Raw genomic sequence first — 19340 nt, forward strand, 5'->3', positions numbered from 1 at the left:
CAGTCGCCATAATTCAATTGTTAAACTATTCACTTTAGACAGGCTATAGGCAGAAGCATGTCAAGAAAATGACAGGCTCTATTTTCTTTCATAAAAAAGGTCGAACTCCAAAGAAGCTCGACCTTCGTTATTGTGTTAGCTCAGATACGTCTTAGACATCCAAGTTTGCAACTTCCAACGCGTTACTTTGAATAAAGTCACGGCGGGGTTCGACAACATCTCCCATAAGGGTAGAGAAAATATCATTTGCCTCATCACTGTGACCAACTTTCACCTGAAGGAGAGTACGTGCGTTTGCATCCAAGGTCGTTTCCCAAAGTTGATCAGGGTTCATTTCGCCCAAGCCTTTATAACGGGAAACATTAATCCCCTTACGCCCGAGGTCGAAGACAAAGTTGGCCAAGGCATTCGGCCCTGTAATCTGCGTTTCCTTTTCTTTCACCCGGTATGTTGAACTCGATGCATAAAACTCCTGCATTTCATCCGCCATGCTATTCAATCGACGGGCTTCTCCTGTTCTGGCCAAGGTAACGTCAATCACTCGACGCTCTGTAAGACCGCGCAGTGTGCGTGACAATGTCAGAACACCGTCAACAGTATTGGCTTCTGCCGTCCAGCCGCGTTGTAGTTCAGGAAGGTTATCGTCCATGCGTTGAGCAATGGTATCTCCAACCGATTGCGCACGGCTTTCATCCAGAAGCAGTTGCTCACTTAGTGCACCAACAATTGTTGCCTGCTCAACGAGCTCAACGCTTCCAACTTTGCGGATCAAAGGCTCCATGAGATTACGCGCAGCAACCGCATGAGTAACAACTTTAATAAGATCCTCACCAGCAACCTGTACACCTTGTTGTGTCGTGAGTGTTGCGTCCTTTACCCCATTGCCAATCAAATACTCTTCCATCATGCGATCGTCTTTAAGATATCTGATGGAATCGCCGCGCTTCGCACGATAAAGCGGCGGTTGGGCAATGTAGAGATAACCACGCTCGATGAGCTCAGGCATCTGGCGATAAAAGAACGTCAGTAAAAGTGTACGAATGTGACTACCATCCACATCCGCATCGGTCATGATAATGATTTTGTGATAACGCAGCTTTTCGATATTAAACTCATCCCGACCAATACTGGTACCCAAGGCCGTAATCAGGGTACCAATTTCTTGTGATGACAGCATTTTGTCAAAGCGGGCACGTTCAACGTTCAAAATTTTACCACGTAAGGGTAAAATTGCCTGAGTAGCTCGGTCACGTCCTTGTTTCGCAGATCCACCCGCAGAATCACCCTCCACCAGGAAGAGTTCGGAACGAGCCGGATCTCTTTCCTGACAATCCGCGAGCTTTCCTGGAAGCGATGAAATATCCAGCGCGCCTTTACGTCGGGTCAAATCGCGCGCTTTCCGTGCAGCTTCACGCGCTGCTGCGGCCTCGACGACTTTACCAACAATACGTTTGGCTTCGGCTGGGTGCTCTTCAAAAAACTGGCTGAGGCGGTCATTGACAATATTTTCAACAACAGGGCGTACTTCAGAAGAAACCAGCTTGTCTTTTGTCTGACTGGAGAACTTAGGATCAGGTACCTTAACGGAAAGAACACATGTGAGACCTTCACGTGCATCATCACCCGTAAGGCTCACCTTCTCCTTCTTCATAAGTCCTGAGGACGTCGCATAGCTATTAATCTGACGGGTCAAAGCTGCACGGAAACCAGCAAGGTGAGTACCACCATCCCTTTGCGGAATATTATTGGTAAAGCAAAGGGTGTTTTCGTGATAGCTGTCCGTCCATTGCATCGCAACTTCGACAGTTACGCCGTCTTTTTCAGAAATCATATAGACGACATCATCAAAGAGCGATGCCTTCGTCCGATCAAGATACTCAACGTAAGCTCGCAAACCACCTTCGTACATGAATACCGTTTCTTTAGGCTCGGCATGGCGGTCATCGCGCAAGGTAATCCGAACACCAGAATTCAAGAAAGCGAGTTCCCGTAAACGGTGCTCCAGGGTGCTAAAATCAAACTCCGTCATGGTGAAGGTTTCTTTGGATGGCAGGAAGGTTACGTGAGTACCCTTCTTGCCATTCGCAGGACCTAATTCCACAAGACGGTCAACTGCATCGCCGTGAGAGAAAGCGATATAGTGTTCGACATCATTACGATAGATGTGAAGCTCAAGTTTTACGGACAATGCATTAACAACAGAAACGCCAACTCCGTGAAGACCACCAGAGACCTTATAAGAGTTCTGGTCAAATTTACCGCCGGCGTGCAGTTGGGTCATAATAACTTCGGCAGCTGAAACACCTTCTTCCGGGTGGATATCAACTGGAATTCCGCGCCCGTTATCATGAACGGTGACAGAACCATCGCCATTAAGGATGACCCCCACGGTATCACAGTGACCAGCCAAAGCCTCATCAATCGCGTTATCTACGACCTCATACACCATGTGGTGAAGACCGGAACCATCATCCGTATCACCGATATACATTCCGGGACGCTTCCGGACGGCTTCCAAGCCACGCAGCACCTTGATGGAATCAGCACCGTATTCGCCGCCGTTTTCACCACTATCCTGGTCTTGCATATCGCCAGTATCGGTCATATCAAACTCTTTCTTCCCAGTTTGACGGTCACAGACTTAAATGCCTGTGGTTGCTGTAAAAACAGCTCCGTCTTTAATCGTTAAATGTTGCGCCTTATTACCCAGGCTTGAAAACACTTCGGCATCAGTGCCTGTCATCCATGCTTGGCAGCGCAAATGTATTATTTCTTCAAAAAGGCTATTTCGACGGGTTTCGTCTAAATGAGCAACGACTTCATCAAGTAACAAAAGCGGTGGAGCACCGCGTTCCAACATCACCAATCGAGCATGTGCCAACACAATCGATAACAGTAGTGATTTCTGCTCACCCGTAGAACATAAGGCAGCAGGCATATCCTTTTCCATGTGATGAACCGCGAGGTCGCTTTTATGCGGCCCCCACGAAGCACCACCAGAAACAGCATCTTTTGAACGACTATCTAAAAGACATCGCCTCAGGTCTTCTTCGGCAATCAGGGCTGGTTTTTCTTCCAACCAATCTTCCACTGCCCCGTCAAGCGCAAGCCCAGCTACTGGAAAATCACCAACGGTCTCGGCACAGGCGCCGGCCAAACGTTCTGTGATTTCTCTACGGGCAACAGCAATAGCAACACCGTGGCGTGCCATGCGATCTTCCAGAATAGATAACCACGCCTGATCGGCATTACCTGCCTTCAAAAGGCGTGAGCGCTCTCTCAAAGCATGGTCGTAAGCGCTTGTATTGCCGGCATGTGCCGGATCAAAAACAAGAACCAGTCGATCCAAAAACTTGCGCCGACCGGATGCACTATCTCGGAGAATGCCATCCATTTGAGGGGTCAACCAAATAGCAGAGAACACCTCAGCCAAAGCTTGTTGGCTTTTACAGTTCTCCCCGTCAACCCGTACCAAGCGGCGCTCTCTCGTTGTTCCATTCATGTTTGCAGGATCTCGGCCAGTACCAATATCCCGCATTCCTGCGCTAGTTGAGACTTCAGCGGCAACAGCCCAGGCCTCAGGAGTGCCGGCTGGAGTACGACGCGCAATCTCAGGCAATGGCGCGCTCCGCAGTCCTCTTCCTGGTGTCATTAGTGATATCGCTTCCAAGAGATTGGTTTTGCCAACACCATTTGCACCAGTCAGTACAACGGGTCGAGCATCAACCTCTATCTCAGCGCGGTCATAGCTGCGAAACTGGGTCAATACGACTCTTCGCAGCCACAAGCTTTCTGACAATTCATCGTCAGTCACAAATGACATTCCATTCTGGGCGGCAGCCAGCATAAGATTGCGTTATCCAGATTCGGACTAAACCCGCATAGGCATCAACACATAAAGCGCTGACGCATCTGCTGAATCGCGAACGATGGTTGGTGAAGCAGCATCCGCCATCAAGAATTCAGCGGAGTCACCTTCAATTTGCTGTGCAATATCAAGCAGATATCGTGAATTAAAGCCAATATCGAGAGATTCGCCTTCATAATTAACTTCGATAACTTCTACCGCGCTTCCATTTTCAGCAGATGTTGCTGAAAGGGTCAGAGACGAACCTTCGAGTGTGATTTTCACAGCACGACTTTTCTCGGTAGAGATTGTCGACACGCGATCAACCGCAGCAGAGAACGATTTACAGTCCAAAACAAGGCTCTTGTCGTTTCCACTTGGAATAACTCGCTGATAATCAGGGAAGGTCCCATCGATAAGCTTTGAACTAAGCACCGTAGAATCGAACCGGAACATAATTTTAGTTTCCGAGAGAGAGACCTCAATCGGGTCGTTTGTCTCATCGATTAACTTACGTAGCTCATTAACAGTTTTGCGCGGGACAATTACACCTGGAAGCTCTTCAGCCCCTTGAGGTAACGGCATCTCAAAACGAGCAAGACGGTGCCCATCAGTCGCAACTGCGCGAAGAACGGGAACACCATCTGCTTCTGTCGCATGAAGGTAGATACCATTCAGGTAGTAGCGTGTTTCTTCTGTCGATATCGCAAAACGAGTACGGTCAATCAGGTTTTTGAGTTCTGTAACCTGCACGCCAAATACTTGAGGTAAATCGGCCACGCCAGCTGCGGGAAAATCTTCGCGCGGCAATGTTTGAAGGGTGAAAGTAGATCGCCCTGCCTTCAAGGTCATCTGTGCCGTTTCAGAGTTCGCTGTTAGCTCGACTTCGGAACCGTCTGGGAGCTTACGAACAATGTCGTAAAATGTATGGGCAGGCGCAGTTGTTACACCTGCATCCAAAACAGTCGCGTCGACCTGATCCACAATGGTCAGATCCATGTCTGTCGCAGTCAGAGATAACTTCCCGTCCTTTGCTTCCATAAGAACATTGGAAAGGATTGGAATAGTATTTCGACGTTCAACTACACTTTGAACATGCGCCAGGGATTTCAACAATGCAGAGCGTTCGATTGTGAGCTTCATGATGCTATGACTCAGTCCGTATCTTTCATCAATACCAAGTAAACCTCTTCCTTTGGCAGAGCCTTAGAACGAGGTCACGATTATTCCGTGCCTCACGCAGTATGAGCTTAGGACTCTCTGGTGGGACTCGGGCGGAAAGTATAGCGGGTTCATTCACAGAAGGAAAACAATTATAATATCTTATAGCCATCGAGACAGATAAAACAAAATCTCAGAATCTCATCAACAAGATACATAAAGCTTTTGGATAAATAGAGTGTTACAGAATAATGATCATTGAGAGCAACAAGTCCTCAAAAATCTAATTCTCCAGCATCCGGCTCAACAGCTCAATATCTTCAGAGAACTCAATATCATTGGATTTAAGTTCTTCGACTTTTTTTACAGCATGCATAACCGTTGTATGATCACGCCCACCGAATTTACGACCGATCTCAGGCAACGAGCGCGAGGTTAGGTGCTTTGACAAATACATCGCAATTTGACGTGGCCTTGCCACCGCGCGAGCCCGCCGTGATGAATGCATATCAGAAACACGGATATTAAAGTGCTCAGCAACCTTCTTTTGAATTTCCTCAATCGTAACACGGCGATCATTTGATCTCAGGAGATCAAGAAGAACCTCTTGAGTCGTCTCCAGCGTAATCGACCGACCGACCAAGGTTGCGTGAGCCACGATACGGTTTAACGCACCTTCGAGCTCTCTGATATTCGACGTTATCTTGTGAGCTAGAAATTCGATGACTTTTTGTGGGATCGCAACATCAAGCTGCTCTGCTTTTGATTCCAAAATGCCCAAACGCAATTCATAAGTCGTCGGATGGATATCAGCAACAAGTCCCCACCCTAATCGAGACTTCATTCGATCTTCAACACCCTCAAGATCGGAAGGACTCTTATCAGCCGAAATAACGACCTGCCTGTTTTGATCGACCAAAGCATTAAAGGTATGGAAAAACTCTTCTTGCGTCGCTTCCCGCCCCCCAATGAACTGAACATCATCAATCATTAGAACATCAACCGAACGAAACTGCTCCTTGAAGGACATCGTATCTTTTGTACGAAGCGCTCGTACAAATTGGTACATGAACTTCTCGGCAGAGAGGTAAATTACTTTCTTCTCTGGATGAGCAGTACGTATTTGATGAGCAATTGCGTGCATCAAATGCGTTTTACCAAGCCCGACCCCGCCATAAAGGAAAAGTGGGTTAAAAGGCACAGCCTCAGCATCAGCAACTCTTCTCGCCGCCGCATACGCTAATTCATTCGGCTTACCGACAACGAAGTTATCAAAGGTGAACCTTGGATCTAGAGGCGCGACTATTCGCTGAACCTCCTCAGCCTGAGGAACTTCGACGGGAGCAGGCGAAACGGGTTGTTCAGATTTAATTTCCAGAACGACTTCCGGCTTATCCTTAACATCGACAAGGGCTGGCTTGGGTGTCGGCCTAGATGGCGCCAAAACAACTATTTCAACCTGAGCTGCACACCCGATCTCTTCAAGCCACAATGCCTGAATTCGATCTTGATAATTTCCCGCGACCCAATCGCGCATAAACCTTGTCGGCACGGCCATACGAACAAAGGATTCATCACCACTCAACAATGACAGAGGCTTTAGCCAACTACGATAAGCGGCTTCGCCTACTTCCGCACGCAGGCGATTAAGCACACGGTCCCATTGTTGTTGAAAAGATGGAATCACCTCACTCTGCGCCATATGCCTCCCCACTCACCCTCAATAAAAAATAACAAATATTCAAAACTAAACCCATCGCAGATCAAATATTCAAATTTGAACGACGACCACTCAACGCGACAATTGCAATAAGGCAAAAGTAAAACCCTTACTTAAAACACTAAAATTTTAAGTATTTACTTAAGTCGCTAATTATCAAGGATGGAATAACCTCAACCCGCAAGTATAAAGCGGGGCTTTTCATACTTTGATTTTATGAACTTCCCTTCCCGAGCCAAATTAATGTACTCGGCTATGGCATTTCATGCAATACGACCTAGACAAGATTATCGTATTTTTTCCACAGAAAACGGGCCCTAGATATAAAGAAATTCTTTACCTACTAAACCTTGTGTCTGAATCAGCTCTCAGAAAAAAAATATCCTTTTTACGAGAGAATCCAAACGAATCGACACAAAAAAAAGTCGCGCTCAAATGAGCACGACTTCTCTCTTACTCCTGCCCTAAAGCAGGAAAAACTTAACCCAGTGCTTTGATGCGGCTGTTCATACGAGACAGCTTGCGAGCTACTGTGTTTTTAACCAGAATACCGGCACGAACACCACGGTGCATTTCAGGCATAGCAGCTTTGAAAGCTTCCTGAGCAGCAGGCTTATCGCCCTGGCTAATCGCAGTTTCAACACTTTTAACAAAAGTGCGAATGCGACCTAGGCGAGATGAGTTCAATTCATAACGACGTGCGTTACGACGGATCCGGGTCTTCGCAGAAAGATGATTAGCCATAAGATTGGCGCCTATTCTTCAGTAATAATGAATCTCGAAAGTTGCGGCGTTATAACGGTGCCCCGAGAGTTCGTCAAGTATGATGAGTCAGTTTAGTAAACAACAATAACCTTAACTCAATGGATTTGGTCAAAATCAGAAGATTCTGCATAGGAATCAACGATGTTTCCAGTCGGCTTTTCTTTTCTCGATAAAAGCAGTCATTCCTTCCCGGCGATCATCCAGTGCAAATGTTGAGTGGAATACCCGACGCTCAAAGCGGAGTCCCTCATCGAGACTGGTCTCATAAGCACGGTCAACGGACTCTTTGGCAATCATGGTTACAGGTAGAGAATAGCCCGCAATTTTCTTTGCCGTGGCAAGGGCCTCATCCATAAGGTTGTCAGCAGGGACTACTCGGCTGACCAGACCGCTACGTTCTGCTTCTTCAGCATCCATCATTCTACCTGTAAGGCACATATCCATCGCCTTGGCCTTGCCAATCAGCCTTGTAAGTCGCTGTGTCCCACCTGCACCAGGAATTGTTCCGATCGTAATTTCGGGTTGGCCAAATTTTGCATTATCGCCTGCAATAATAAAATCACACATCATCGCGACTTCACAGCCACCGCCAAGAGCATAGCCAGCAACAGCCGCAATAACGGGCTTACGTGTATTAGCAAGCACTTCCCAATCGTCCGTAATGAAATCTTCGCGATAAACCGTCTGAAAATCCTTGCCCACCATCTCCTTAATATCAGCACCAGCCGCAAATGCTTTTTCAGAGCCTGTAACAACCAAACAACCAATATTATCGTCGGATTCTAAATCAGCTACAGCCTGCCCCAACTCATCAATCAAACCAACACAGAGTGCGTTTAACGCTTCCGGTCGATTTAATTTTATCAGACCAACCCGGTCCTGTTTTTCCACAATAATATATTCGTACGCCATTTTAAGGAGAGCTCCTAAGTTTCCATCGCCAACTGCGAAATTTGTTGGGAAGAGTGCCGGATGTTTATTGAGAGGGCGCGAGAATAATTCGCAGAATTGATCTGCTATTTTCCACACCATCCAGAATTTCGATCTTCAGAACTTCGCCTTCGCGCTGAAACAAGCCTTCACCAAACACGCTCCAACCCAACTGAGGGAGAGTTCTGCCATAAAAATCTCTAATTTCGGCCTGCTCCAGATATCCGGAAGCAAAGCCTTCAACTATACGACCTTCGGGCTTATCAAACACAACACCCAAGTCTGGCATCTCTTCCATTCCCGGGACAATCGGCACACCATCGCTCCCCGCAAAGAATGAACCTTCCGACGCAAAAACATCATGAGTGGCTAGTGATAATAAAACGCTCAGGACCGCTGCGAAAAAAGCAGCGACTGATTTCGATTTAAATCTGGAAAGATAAAACATTGTTCCCTTGTACCTTAGTGCTGGCAGTCAGGACAATAGAAAGTAGATCGACCACTTTGCTGTATCCGCTGTATCACAGATTTTGAAGCGATCTCACCGCCACCCACCTCATTACACTGGCGACAACCTTCGCCCTCACGCCCATACACCGTCCATGAATGCTGGAAATAGCCCAACTCTCCCGACGCCTGAACATAATCTCGTAAACTGGACCCCCCCGCCTCAATCGCTCGATTAAGGACATCACGAATGGTATTCGCAAGCAAATCAGCTTCTTTTTTATTCAGAGTCTTTGCCAATCTTTCTGGAGACAATCTCGCAAGATGCAGCGCTTCACACGCATATATATTACCTATACCCGCAACAACACGCTGATCTAAAATCGCTGCTTTGATCGTTGTCTTTTTATCTTTAATTTTCTCATAAAACACGGGCCCGTTAAATTCATTCCCGAGCGGCTCAGGGCCGAGATCCTTAAAAGCCTTATGTCTTTCAAGAGAAGCTTCATTCACCAGATCCATCATTCCAAACCGGCGAGGATCGCAATATCTTATTTCTTCATCCTGGTCCGTTTCAAAAATGATATGATCATGTGCCCCCAAAGGAGGACGCTCGCCCTTTGGCAAAATCGTCACTCGCCCAGACATTCCAAGATGGAAAAACAGCACCATACCATCATCAAGGTAAGCCAGAACATACTTTGCTCTTCGCCCCAACTGCCTGACAGTCCGACCTGTTAGCCGTTCAGAAAGCCTATCTGGCAAAGGAAACCGAAGATCATCTCTCCGCTGAACAACTTTTCGAAGAACACGCCCTTCAAGACTTGGGCGCAATCCACGCATAACGGTTTCTACTTCGGGGAGCTCTGGCATAACCCTTAAATCCTTTGCGTTCGGCAAGCAGCAGTACTATATCATTCAGCCAGATACACTAAAGTGCATTACTTTAGCCACCTTAATTAAAATCGCAATTAAACTGCCCCAAAAGCGGCCGGATATTCCTTATGGCAGAAAAAAAAGACCAAAAACACTCATCAGAAACTACTCATTTTGGGTACGAAGAAGTCTCTGTAGGCGATAAAAAAAATCGTGTTCGGGGCGTCTTTGAAAGTGTCGCAAGTAAATACGACATCATGAACGACCTTATGAGTGGTGGCGTTCACCGTCTCTGGAAAGCATCTCTTATAGACTGGGTCAACCCACAGCCGGGTGAAGCCCATCTGGATGTTGCCGGTGGTACAGGCGATATTGCCATGCGCATTATAGATCGCGTCGGCCGCGACAAAGCTGGCCCGGTGACTGTCTGTGACCTTACCCGGGAGATGATGCTTGTTGGTCGGGACCGAGCCATAGATCAGGGCATTCTCAAAGGGATCAGCTGGACTTGCGGCAATGCTGAAAGCCTCCCTTTCCCCGATCGCTCGATGAACTCATATACCATCGCTTTTGGGCTAAGGAATGTTACTCATATAGATAAAGCTCTCGCAGAGGCTCGAAGAGTGCTCAAACCGGGGGGACGGTTTTTCTGCCTTGAATTCAGCCAGGTCGTCCTTCCTATTCTGAGCGACATCTACGACCAATACTCATTCAAAATACTTCCTAATATGGGACAGCTGGTCGCTAATGATCGCGAGTCTTACAAGTATCTTGCAGAATCCATCCGTAGATTCCCCCCTCAAGAAGACCTCATCAGCATGATGAGAACAGCAGGCCTTGAACATTGTAGCTATCGCAATCACACAGGTGGTGTTGCTGCAATTCACTGTGGCTGGCGGATCTGATAAGAAATAGGTAAAGAGCACTTTCATGTTTCAGAACATCGCGACACTTTTTCGCCTCTTATCTATCGCACGGGTTCTCGCCCGGCACGACGCATTAGCTGCTCTGGAAGAACAGCGCATCGTTCCCGGCAAACTGGCGGCGATCGCCATATGGTGGGGTCGACGGCTTTCAAAACGAAACGTCAAAGGAAGACCAGGACAAAAGCTTGCGGCAGCCCTGACCGAACTAGGCCCCAGCTTCATTAAACTAGGACAGTTCTTATCAACCCGCGCGGACATTCTCGGAGATCAGCTCGCCGCAGATCTGGCACAGCTCCAAGACCAACTCCCGCCCTTTAGCGGTGATGAGGCAAAGAAAATAGTAGAGGCTGAATTGAGAGGAGACCTTGACCAGTTCTTTCTCTTTTTTGACGAAGCACCTATTTCTGCAGCCTCCATAGCCCAAGTACATTTTGCAGAAACTCTCGATGGCGACCCCGTAGCCGTCAAAGTTTTAAGACCAGGGGTCGAAGAAAACTTCCGTAAAGATCTCAAACTATTCTATAGCCTAGCCGCTCTTCTTGAAAAAGCTCGCCCCTCCTTGCGTCGCTTTAAACTACTGGAAGTCGTGGAAACTTTCCACAACACCGTACGCCTTGAAATGGACCTTCGTATGGAGGCAGCAGGAGCCTGTGAGCTCGGAGATAATTTCAGGGACGACTTCAGTTACGACACCCCTGAAATTGATTGGGATCGGACCGCAAAACGCGTTTTGACAATGAGTCGAATCGAAGGCATTCCCCTCGATGATCGCGAAGCCTTACTTGCAGCCGGCCATGACCTGGAAGAAGTATTAACGACAGCGGCCGCGATCTTCTTTAATCAAGTTTTCCGAGATGGCTTCTTCCACGGTGATCAACACCCAGGAAATTTGTTCGTCGGTGACGACGGGAGAATTGTCGCAGTTGATTTTGGCATTATGGGTCGCGTAGACAAAAATACGCGATATTTTCTTGCCGATATGCTCATTGCTTTGCTGCAAAAAGACTATCTGAAGCTGGCTCAAGCGCACGTCACAGCGGGTATGATTCCTGCGAATCAGTCGATCGAAACCTTTGCGCAGGCACTTCGTTCTGTTTGTCAGCCCATTATGGGAAAAGATTTAAGTGATTTTTCTTTTGCCAAAATGCTCGGTCAGATGCTCCATTTAGCTGAGTCCTTCGACATGATTATCCAGCCCCATTTACTGCTTTTACAAAAAAATATGGTTATGGCTGAGGGGGTGAGTCGCGGACTTGATGAAAGCCTCAACCTATGGACCATTTCCCAACCTCTGGTAGAAGAGTGGGTGATCAAAAATCGCGGACCTGAAGCACGTGTAAAGGAAGGCTTGTCAACACTTTCTAATAGCATTGAAACACTGCCAAAATTAATAAGTAATCTTGAAAGTGCGAGCGAGATGTTCTCTCAACAAGGGTTGCGGTTACACTCTAAAACAATACAAGATTTTCACAGAGAAAGTAGCGGTACTGCTAAGTGGGCTTTCATCGTCGCAGTTGCCAGTTTTGCATTCTCCATTGGATTTACTGTAAATTTTATATTATTTTATAGTTAATCTTTATTAACATTCTCTTGTTGACAACAGAGCATTTTGACCAAAAAATTAATAGTATAAATTACTTAAACTTACAGTGAAATAATTCGAATAATAATGATAGCAGGTAAAAGTATTCTACTGGTGGTTACTGGTGGAATTGCCGCATACAAGTCCCTAGAGTTGATCCGCCGCTTGCGCGATAGCGGTGCGTCGGTTCGTGCTATCCTGACAAAATCGGGTGCCGAGTTTGTAACCCCTCTTTCTGTCTCCGCGCTTACCGGAGAGAAAACTTTCGTTGAGCTCTTTTCGCTGACTGACGAAACAGAAATAGGCCACATACAGCTTTCCAGACAATCTGATCTTATTGTCGTCGTTCCTGCCAGTGCTGATTTTATGGCAAAAATGGCTCATGGACGCGCAGATGATCTCGCTTCGACAGTGATGCTCGCCACAGATAAGGATGTGCTGTTGGCGCCTGCTATGAATGTCCGCATGTGGGACCATCCCGCAACACAGGAAAATTTGGCAACTCTTGCTCAACGTGGTGTCAGGATTATTGGTCCGAATGAAGGCTCTATGGCTTGCGGTGAGTTTGGCATGGGCCGCATGGCTGAACCGAACGAAATCCTGTCGGCTATAAAAAATTACTTCACGCCGACTGAAGCCCCCCTGGCAGGCCTCAAAGCCCTTATTACAGCGGGTCCAACCCATGAAGCTCTGGATCCTGTTCGCTATATTGCTAATCATTCATCAGGTAAACAGGGATATGCCATTGCAAACGCGATGAAATCTCTTGGCGCGGATGTAACACTTGTCTCTGGACCGACACAATTAAGCACCCCTTCTGGAGTGAACTTAGTCCCAGTTACCAGTGCCCGGGATATGCTTGCGGCATGCCAAAAGGCCTTGCCTGCTGATATTGCCATCTGTGCAGCTGCCGTAGCGGACTGGCGCATCGCAGAACAAAGTAATCAGAAAATCAAAAAAACATCTGGTAACGAAGCCCCAACACTTAGCTTTGTTCAAAATCCAGACATACTTGCAACTCTTTCGAAGCAAGGCCCCAAGAGACCGGGTCTGGTCATTGGCTTTGCCGCTGAAACTGAAAACGTAGAAAACAACGCCAAATCAAAATTAGAACGCAAAGGCTGTGATTGGATTCTCGCCAATGACGTGTCCCCAACAACAGGAACGTTTGGCGGCGATAACAATACCTTGCTTTTGATTGATGAAACCGGAATTGACCACTGGGCTAAGATGACAAAAGACGCCGCTGCAGAAAAACTGTCCAGGCGCATTGCCGATAAACTTAAACTAAACACTTGAAAATAATAAACAATGAAGCAGAAAGATTAGTATGAACGCCTTGAGCATACCTGTCGTTCAACTCTCGCATGGGAAAGGCTTACCCCTCCCAAGTTATGCCACGCCTCAATCGGCTGGTATGGATTTACTTGCGGCGATTGACGACACCATAAAACTTGCTCCTGGGGAACGTGTATTGGTCCCAACTGCTCTTACAATATCACTGCCAGCAGGATACGAAGCCCAGGTAAGGCCTCGCTCCGGATTGGCTCTTAAAAACGGCATAACCCTGGTAAATACTCCAGGGACTATTGACGCTGACTATCGTGGAGAAATCGGCGTCATTATGATAAACCTCGGCGAAGACACTTTCACCATAGAAAGAGGCGCAAGAATAGCCCAGATGGTGATTGCTCCCTGTATTCAGGCGAGCTGGATGCCGACTACCTCACTTGATGCGACAGCACGTGGTGAAGGTGGTTTTGGCTCAACAGGTGTAATCTCCGGGGAATAATAGGGGTGAGCGTGACGTTAACCGCATCTGTTTGAGCTAATGAATAATGGTTATGCTTCATTTTTCTTTTGAATGGAGCGTTTAATGTCAGCAATTGAGAACGATTTATCGCGAACAGAATTCCATTGGCTTGAGCATGCGCGTTCGTGTGAGTTAAACGGGGTGGGCATGAAAGCTTATGCCGAGGCACACGATCTTGACCTGAAGGATTTTTATCATCAAAAGGGGGAGCTTGTTAAGCGGGGTCTTTTTGTTGTTTCTAGTCGAGATGAAAATTTACACAAGATTGTAAATGGTTCAGCTGATGGCCCAGGCTTATTGTATTGTCAGGTTTGCCTTCGTAACGGGCTAGAAGTCAAATGGCCTGTTTCGGGGAGAACATCGGATTTAACATCTATTGTAGATGCACTTGAAGGTCTGTGATGCGGCGGCCTTCAGATGCTTTGCCCGTCATTTATCTTTGCGCAAATCCCGTTGATTTTCGTCGCGGCATAAATGGTTTGTCGATGCTTGTTGACGACATCCTCAGCCTTGATCCATTCTCTGGCTACCTCTTTGTTTTTTCTAATCGTCTAAGCAACAAGGTCAAGTTACTTTACTGGGAGAAAAACGGATTTTGTTTGTGGCAAAAGAGCCTTGAAAAAGATCGGTTTCATTGGCCACGACACTTGAGCAAAGGAGCCCGTATAGAGCTCAGTGGTCGCCAATTGAACTGGTTGCTGGATGGTGTTGACCTCCGTCATGTGAAAGAGCATAAGCCTGTAAATTATTCGGAGATATATTAAATATTTACAGCACTTTATACTGTTTTGAAGAGTATAAATTTGGTATACTTCGGCTATGTCAAAAGCGCCCATTTCTTTCCCTGAAAGCCTTGAAGAATCACGTATTTTAATAGGTGGTCTTCATGCGCGTATTGATATTCTTGAAGAGCAAAACAGATTATTGCGTCATCAGCAGTTTGCCGCTTCCAGTGAGAAGACATCCCCGCAAGAGCAAGGTCTCTTGTTTGATGAAGCAGAGGAAGCGGCTGAGGACGACACAGGGGCAGAAGACGATGATAAAGAGATCAAAGTTCCAGCTCATACCCGTAAAAGGGGTGGACGCCGCTCTTTGTCAAAAGACTTGCCCCGTGTGCGGATTGAACACGATATCCCCGAAGAAGAAAAGATTTGCGCTTGCGGATGTGGTCTTATGGCCAGAATTGGGGAAGAAGTCACCGAACAATTGGATATAATTCCGGCTAAAATGCAGGTTCTTCAGCATGTGCGTTTCAAATACGCCTGTAAATCATGCGAAGAAGGCGTAACAATCGCGCCCTTGCCACCACAGCCCATCCCCAAAAGCATCGCTTCTGCTGGACTTCTTGCTTATGTGGTAACGGGAAAGTATGTGGATGGCCTGCCTCTCTATCGTATGGTACCTGTTCTGAACCGCTCCGGTGTGGAGTTTAACCGTACATTACTCTCGCGGTGGGTGATCAAATGTGGTGATCTTGTTCAGCCCCTGATTAATCTGTTTACCGACCATCTCCTAAACTACGATATCATTGCCATGGATGAGACTGGCGTTCAGGTCTTGAAAGAACCTGGGAAAAAACCTCAAAGCAAATCCTACATGTGGGGGCAAAAAGGAGGCCCTCCGGACCAGCCAGTGATCCTGTTCCACTACGATCCCTCCAGGGCGGAGGATGTGGCAAGGCGATTGTTGGAAGGTTACACTGGGTATCTTGTTAGTGATGGATATCAGGTCTATCTGAATGTGACATCCGGCAGCACAATCATCGGCGTCGGATGCATGGCTCACGCCCGGCGTAAGTTCAATGATGTCATCAAGGCACGGAAGAAGTCCAAAAGGCGAAAACCCGGCCTTGCCGATCATGCCATGGAGGCCATCAGAGCTTTGTACCGCATTGAAAAGCTGGCACTTCTCCGCTTTGTTGAGTAGATTTAGGATTTCAAATAGAGCATAGATTGATTATCTGGAATGGATGATTGTCTAATTTTGAGTTTGAAGTATTCGGTATCCTTGATGCCTCTGGCTCGCTTACGGATCATTCCTATACTGACATTACCAGCCTCTATCCTGGCGCTTGTGAGCTTGTGTTTGGCGTAGTTGCAGATGCCCACACAATGTTTCCGTAGGGATTTCGCGAACTTTTTTAGATAGAGCATCTGTGACTGATCTGCTATCAGGCACCAACGTTCCAGTTGCTCCGCCATCGCCTCAAATGAAGCGGCACTCCACAGCAGCTGAAGCTGTTCTTTCAAGACGTAAAGTGCATTCAGGTTGCTATTGCTCTCCAGCAACCTTTGCAGCTTGTCACTTTGTTTTTCACTCAACTTATCCGCATTTTTGAGCAACAGATAATGTGTCCCTTTCATCAACTCTTTACCACTTGGATCGGCCTTTCTGAACTCAAGTCGACGCTGATTATGGATAGCTTTGCTGTAGTTTTTCATGACGTGGAAACGGTCAAATACTATGTCGGCCAACGGCAAGGACTCTCTGACAGCCTTTTGGTAGGCAGGCCCCATATCCATCGCTACGGCCTTTATTTTGCAGGCTGTATCTGGTTGCAGTTGTTTCAAAAACCTTGAAAAAACCTCGGCAGTTCGGCCTGCTTCAACCCAGATCAGATGACCGCCAACCATATCGTAGACCACCGTCATGTAGTCATGACCTTTCGCCCGGGCAACTTCATCTACACCAATATATTCCAAGCCAGTTAGCTCTGCAGGATCAAGCGTAGGGAGAGTTTCAATAAGGTATGCCCTGTCGATATTCTTGACCGTTTCCCATCGTATATCCAAATGTCTGGAAACCGCTTGAATAGACATATGCCGACATAATCCACTGATCAGTCGGCAAAATCGGTGAGTGAAACGGCACCCTTTATCAACAAAATCACACCCCTCAATGCGGCGTTCGCCCTTGTTAATATAAACCTGCGCCAGCTCAATCTCGACCACACAAGGATACCCAAAAAGGGGGATGTCGTTTACTTGTCGGCGGACATGCTGGTTGATGCTTCCCTTCTGGCCTGTAGCAGGGTCTATAGCCCTCCTACGCGCGTCTCGGCTGCAGTGAATGACAATCTTAACACCGCCGTCATCCAGTTTAATTTCATTTACACGTTGCCCTTTGAGGCCTAAAATATGCTGCGAGATGTTGATTGTCATATACCTGCTCTATGTAAAGTTATCAGAAACCATACATATCAACAGGTTACTTGGCGGTCGGCATCTTTTTCTACTCAACAAAGCGGAGAAGAGCCGAAAAGCTCGCAAAAAACATGAGCGATAACGAACGTCGGCTATTACGCAAGGAAAAGGCCAAACCAATCCTTAAAGACTTGAGAGAGTGGATTACCAAGGTCAAATCGTCGGTGCCGCCGACATCGTTACTTGGCAAGGCTTTGCACTACATTGATAAGCAGTGGCCTCGGCTCATTCGCTACCTTGATGATGGCCGCTTGCCAATTGATAACAATGAAATGGAGCGCGTAATTAAGCCGTTTGTAATAGGAAGGAAAAATTGGCTGTTCTCAAAATCCCAAAATGGTGCCAAGGCCAGTGCAAATCTTTACTCTATCGTCGAGACCGCCAAGGCTAACGGGATCGAGCCATATTCATATCTTCGACACATTTTTACCCAATTACCTAAAGCAAAAACCGTCGAAGACTTTGAAGCTCTGCTGCCCTGGAACGTCAACAGAAACAACGTAACACCTTACATCATGCAAAAATAGGTGCGGTTAACGTCACGCTCACTAATAGGGACTGGGAAGGCAAATATGCTTCGGCTATCAAAAAAACTACTCTTTGCAATAGAAGCAGTAGTAGATATCGCATACCATGCGGGATCAAATCCTGTGCGTTCGACTGAGATATCTCGACGGGAAGGCATACCCCGCCGTTATCTCGAACAGGTATTGCAACAACTTGTTCACAATGGCGTCCTTGCAGGGCAACGCGGCCCCCGTGGAGGTTATCGACTTGCGCGAGAAAGGCGCCGTATTTCTGTGGGCGACATAATTCGAGTTGTTCGTGACCACGAAGGTACGGTTGATCCAGCAAGCGATAATGAAGGTTCTGAGATTAGAATCAATGTGGTTCGACCAATCTGGGTTGACATGCAAAGCGAAATAATGGAGCGTTTCGACAAGATAACCATTGAGCAGCTTTGCGACGAAGCACGTAAACAAAACATCCCCAGTGAGGCAACAGCCGCAATGCCCGATTTTTCTATTTAATCGGGCAGGTCTCCTGGGTTGATTAAGTGAGCAACCATGAAGACCGAAAAAAGTAACCTCTCATCTTCTTTCCGTGGGAAAATCTACGATTCGATCCTTGATACCATAGGTGCTACTCCCCTGGTTCGCTTACAAAAACTTGCTGAGGCACACGGCTCTAATGCCGAAATCCTCGGCAAGTGTGAGTTTTTCAATCCTCTGGCATCTGTGAAAGATCGAATCGGCTATGCCATGATAGAAGCCCTTGAGGAATCTGGGCAACTTGACAAGGACACAGTCATTATTGAGCCAACAAGCGGCAATACAGGTATTGCGCTTGCGTTTGTCTGTGCGGCAAAAGGTTACAGACTTATTCTGACAATGCCAAAAACAATGTCTGCTGAGCGCCGAAAGATGCTCCGTTATCTCGGGGCAGAGTTGGTACTCACCGACGGTGCCTTGGGTATCAGTGGAGCGGTTACACGCGCTGAAACACTGGTCAAAGAATTACCAAAAGCCGTCATGCCCCAACAGTTCATGAATAAGGCCAACCCGGCTATTCACAAAATCACCACTGCCGAAGAAATATGGCAAGATACCGCTGGAAAAGTGGACATGGTAGTTTGTGGCGTGGGTACCGGCGGGACCCTAACGGGAGTAGGCTCGGCGCTAAAAGAGCTCAATCCAGATGTAAAAATGATCGCTGTTGAGCCTGAAGACAGCCCTGTGCTTTCAGGTGGCCAACCTGGCCCCCACAAGATCCAAGGTATTGGTGCCGGCTTTGTTCCAAGTATTCTCGACACAGGCCTCATCGATGAAGTCATTCGCATCGGCAATGACACCGCTTTTCGAACGGCAAGAGAAGCAGCAGCCCTAGAGGGACTCCCTATCGGAATTTCTTCCGGTGCCGCACTGGCCGCAACGATTGAGATTGGGGCAAGGCCTGGAATGAAGGGAAAGAAAATCGTGGCCATACTTCCTTCATTCGCTGAGCGATATCTGAGTACGGACCTCTTTGAGAACAACTAGAAATACTAATACACAAGCAGAGGCTAGGTAC

20 protein-coding genes are annotated in these 19340 nt (G+C 47.2%); 11 read left to right on the plus strand and 9 right to left on the minus strand.

What is annotated here, in order from left to right; all coding sequences use genetic code 11:
- Positions 1-151: 151 nt before the first annotated feature.
- From gyrB to mutM, 8 genes are all read right to left on the minus strand, one after another.
- The gene (gene gyrB, locus ACOGW3_RS09375; RefSeq protein WP_419902720.1) at positions 152-2605 is read right to left on the minus strand and encodes a DNA topoisomerase (ATP-hydrolyzing) subunit B; all 2454 of its coding nucleotides are present in this window, start codon (positions 2603-2605) and stop codon (positions 152-154) included.
- 36 nt (positions 2606-2641) lie between these two features.
- Positions 2642-3823, minus strand: a complete 1182-nt coding sequence (gene recF / locus ACOGW3_RS09380; protein ID WP_419902780.1) for a DNA replication/repair protein RecF — start codon at positions 3821-3823, stop codon at positions 2642-2644.
- Between the two features lie 48 nt (positions 3824-3871).
- On the minus strand, positions 3872-4990 hold the full coding sequence (gene dnaN / locus ACOGW3_RS09385) for a DNA polymerase III subunit beta (protein WP_419902721.1): 1119 nt from the start codon (positions 4988-4990) through the stop codon (positions 3872-3874).
- Between the two features lie 301 nt (positions 4991-5291).
- Positions 5292-6710 carry a chromosomal replication initiator protein DnaA gene (dnaA, locus tag ACOGW3_RS09390; RefSeq protein ID WP_419902722.1) on the minus strand — a complete coding sequence of 473 codons (1419 nt, stop codon included), beginning with the start codon at positions 6708-6710 and terminating at the stop codon, positions 5292-5294.
- Between the two features lie 498 nt (positions 6711-7208).
- Entirely contained in the window at positions 7209-7472 is a 264-nt protein-coding gene (gene rpsT / locus ACOGW3_RS09395) for a 30S ribosomal protein S20 (RefSeq protein ID WP_419902723.1), read from the minus strand.
- A 156-nt stretch (positions 7473-7628) separates the two neighbouring features.
- Positions 7629-8405 (minus strand): enoyl-CoA hydratase, encoded by a 777-nt coding sequence (locus ACOGW3_RS09400; protein ID WP_419902724.1) that lies wholly within the window; start codon positions 8403-8405, stop codon positions 7629-7631.
- A 64-nt stretch (positions 8406-8469) separates the two neighbouring features.
- The gene (locus tag ACOGW3_RS09405; RefSeq protein WP_419902725.1) at positions 8470-8739 is read right to left on the minus strand and encodes a hypothetical protein; all 270 of its coding nucleotides are present in this window, start codon (positions 8737-8739) and stop codon (positions 8470-8472) included.
- Positions 8740-8885: 146 nt separating this feature from the next.
- Positions 8886-9743: a bifunctional DNA-formamidopyrimidine glycosylase/DNA-(apurinic or apyrimidinic site) lyase gene (gene mutM / locus ACOGW3_RS09410; protein ID WP_419902726.1), complete on the minus strand. Its 858-nt coding sequence runs from the start codon at positions 9741-9743 to the stop codon at positions 8886-8888.
- A gap of 131 nt (positions 9744-9874) precedes the next feature.
- On the opposite strand from mutM, the gene ubiE reads away from it, so the two are divergent.
- The 7 genes from ubiE (at position 9875) to tnpC (ending at position 15993) form a co-directional block, all read left to right on the plus strand.
- A complete protein-coding gene (gene ubiE / locus ACOGW3_RS09415; protein WP_419902727.1) occupies positions 9875-10651 on the plus strand; it encodes a bifunctional demethylmenaquinone methyltransferase/2-methoxy-6-polyprenyl-1,4-benzoquinol methylase UbiE in 777 nt (258 codons plus the stop codon).
- A 25-nt stretch (positions 10652-10676) separates the two neighbouring features.
- Complete coding sequence (gene ubiB, locus ACOGW3_RS09420; RefSeq protein ID WP_419902728.1) at positions 10677-12245, plus strand: 2-polyprenylphenol 6-hydroxylase; 1569 nt, start codon at positions 10677-10679, stop codon at positions 12243-12245.
- 96 nt (positions 12246-12341) lie between these two features.
- Positions 12342-13553: a bifunctional phosphopantothenoylcysteine decarboxylase/phosphopantothenate--cysteine ligase CoaBC gene (coaBC, locus tag ACOGW3_RS09425; protein WP_419902729.1), complete on the plus strand. Its 1212-nt coding sequence runs from the start codon at positions 12342-12344 to the stop codon at positions 13551-13553.
- A gap of 31 nt (positions 13554-13584) precedes the next feature.
- Positions 13585-14046: a dUTP diphosphatase gene (gene dut / locus ACOGW3_RS09430; RefSeq protein ID WP_419902730.1), complete on the plus strand. Its 462-nt coding sequence runs from the start codon at positions 13585-13587 to the stop codon at positions 14044-14046.
- 84 nt (positions 14047-14130) lie between these two features.
- Complete coding sequence (locus ACOGW3_RS09435; protein ID WP_419901112.1) at positions 14131-14469, plus strand: hypothetical protein; 339 nt, start codon at positions 14131-14133, stop codon at positions 14467-14469.
- Positions 14469-14831, plus strand: a complete 363-nt coding sequence (gene tnpB, locus ACOGW3_RS09440) for an IS66 family insertion sequence element accessory protein TnpB (protein WP_419901111.1) — start codon at positions 14469-14471, stop codon at positions 14829-14831. Before ACOGW3_RS09435 ends, tnpB begins: the two co-directional genes overlap by 1 nt.
- 55 nt (positions 14832-14886) lie before the next feature.
- Positions 14887-15993, plus strand: a complete 1107-nt coding sequence (gene tnpC / locus ACOGW3_RS09445; protein WP_419902731.1) for an IS66 family transposase — start codon at positions 14887-14889, stop codon at positions 15991-15993.
- A gap of 2 nt (positions 15994-15995) precedes the next feature.
- Here the strand turns inward: tnpC and ACOGW3_RS09450 are convergent, their stop codons facing one another.
- The gene (locus ACOGW3_RS09450) at positions 15996-17228 is read right to left on the minus strand and encodes an ISL3 family transposase (RefSeq protein ID WP_419901077.1); all 1233 of its coding nucleotides are present in this window, start codon (positions 17226-17228) and stop codon (positions 15996-15998) included.
- Here ACOGW3_RS09450 and ACOGW3_RS09455 point away from each other — a divergent pair.
- From ACOGW3_RS09455 to cysK, 4 genes are read left to right on the plus strand one after another with little or no spacing between them, the layout of a single operon-like run.
- Entirely contained in the window at positions 17215-17352 is a 138-nt protein-coding gene (locus tag ACOGW3_RS09455; RefSeq protein ID WP_419902732.1) for a hypothetical protein, read from the plus strand. The genes ACOGW3_RS09450 and ACOGW3_RS09455 overlap by 14 nt on opposite strands.
- The gene (locus ACOGW3_RS09460; protein WP_419902733.1) at positions 17342-17797 is read left to right on the plus strand and encodes an IS66 family transposase; all 456 of its coding nucleotides are present in this window, start codon (positions 17342-17344) and stop codon (positions 17795-17797) included. Before ACOGW3_RS09455 ends, ACOGW3_RS09460 begins: the two co-directional genes overlap by 11 nt.
- Positions 17798-17842: 45 nt before the next feature.
- Positions 17843-18301 (plus strand): RrF2 family transcriptional regulator, encoded by a 459-nt coding sequence (locus tag ACOGW3_RS09465; protein ID WP_419902734.1) that lies wholly within the window; start codon positions 17843-17845, stop codon positions 18299-18301.
- Between the two features lie 36 nt (positions 18302-18337).
- Positions 18338-19309 (plus strand): cysteine synthase A, encoded by a 972-nt coding sequence (gene cysK / locus ACOGW3_RS09470; protein WP_419902735.1) that lies wholly within the window; start codon positions 18338-18340, stop codon positions 19307-19309.
- Positions 19310-19340: the final 31 nt, after the last annotated feature.

The sequence above is a fragment of the Kiloniella sp. genome, assembly GCF_965205715.1.
GTDB lineage: Bacteria > Pseudomonadota > Alphaproteobacteria > Kiloniellales > Kiloniellaceae > Kiloniella.

Coding starts and splice junctions, on each gene's coding strand:
- gyrB (WP_419902720.1), bottom strand. CDS start 2,605: ATGACCGATACTGGCGATATGCAAGACCAGGATAGTGGTGAAAACGGC.
- recF (WP_419902780.1), bottom strand. CDS start 3,823: ATGTCATTTGTGACTGACGATGAATTGTCAGAAAGCTTGTGGCTGCGA.
- dnaN (WP_419902721.1), bottom strand. CDS start 4,990: ATGAAGCTCACAATCGAACGCTCTGCATTGTTGAAATCCCTGGCGCAT.
- dnaA (WP_419902722.1), bottom strand. CDS start 6,710: ATGGCGCAGAGTGAGGTGATTCCATCTTTTCAACAACAATGGGACCGT.
- rpsT (WP_419902723.1), bottom strand. CDS start 7,472: ATGGCTAATCATCTTTCTGCGAAGACCCGGATCCGTCGTAACGCACGT.
- ACOGW3_RS09400 (WP_419902724.1), bottom strand. CDS start 8,405: ATGGCGTACGAATATATTATTGTGGAAAAACAGGACCGGGTTGGTCTG.
- mutM (WP_419902726.1), bottom strand. CDS start 9,743: ATGCCAGAGCTCCCCGAAGTAGAAACCGTTATGCGTGGATTGCGCCCA.
- ubiE (WP_419902727.1), top strand. CDS start 9,875: ATGGCAGAAAAAAAAGACCAAAAACACTCATCAGAAACTACTCATTTT.
- ubiB (WP_419902728.1), top strand. CDS start 10,677: ATGTTTCAGAACATCGCGACACTTTTTCGCCTCTTATCTATCGCACGG.
- coaBC (WP_419902729.1), top strand. CDS start 12,342: ATGATAGCAGGTAAAAGTATTCTACTGGTGGTTACTGGTGGAATTGCC.
- dut (WP_419902730.1), top strand. CDS start 13,585: ATGAACGCCTTGAGCATACCTGTCGTTCAACTCTCGCATGGGAAAGGC.
- ACOGW3_RS09435 (WP_419901112.1), top strand. CDS start 14,131: ATGTCAGCAATTGAGAACGATTTATCGCGAACAGAATTCCATTGGCTT.
- tnpB (WP_419901111.1), top strand. CDS start 14,469: ATGCGGCGGCCTTCAGATGCTTTGCCCGTCATTTATCTTTGCGCAAAT.
- tnpC (WP_419902731.1), top strand. CDS start 14,887: ATGTCAAAAGCGCCCATTTCTTTCCCTGAAAGCCTTGAAGAATCACGT.
- ACOGW3_RS09455 (WP_419902732.1), top strand. CDS start 17,215: ATGTTGATTGTCATATACCTGCTCTATGTAAAGTTATCAGAAACCATA.
- ACOGW3_RS09450 (WP_419901077.1), bottom strand. CDS start 17,228: ATGACAATCAACATCTCGCAGCATATTTTAGGCCTCAAAGGGCAACGT.
- ACOGW3_RS09460 (WP_419902733.1), top strand. CDS start 17,342: ATGAGCGATAACGAACGTCGGCTATTACGCAAGGAAAAGGCCAAACCA.
- ACOGW3_RS09465 (WP_419902734.1), top strand. CDS start 17,843: ATGCTTCGGCTATCAAAAAAACTACTCTTTGCAATAGAAGCAGTAGTA.
- cysK (WP_419902735.1), top strand. CDS start 18,338: ATGAAGACCGAAAAAAGTAACCTCTCATCTTCTTTCCGTGGGAAAATC.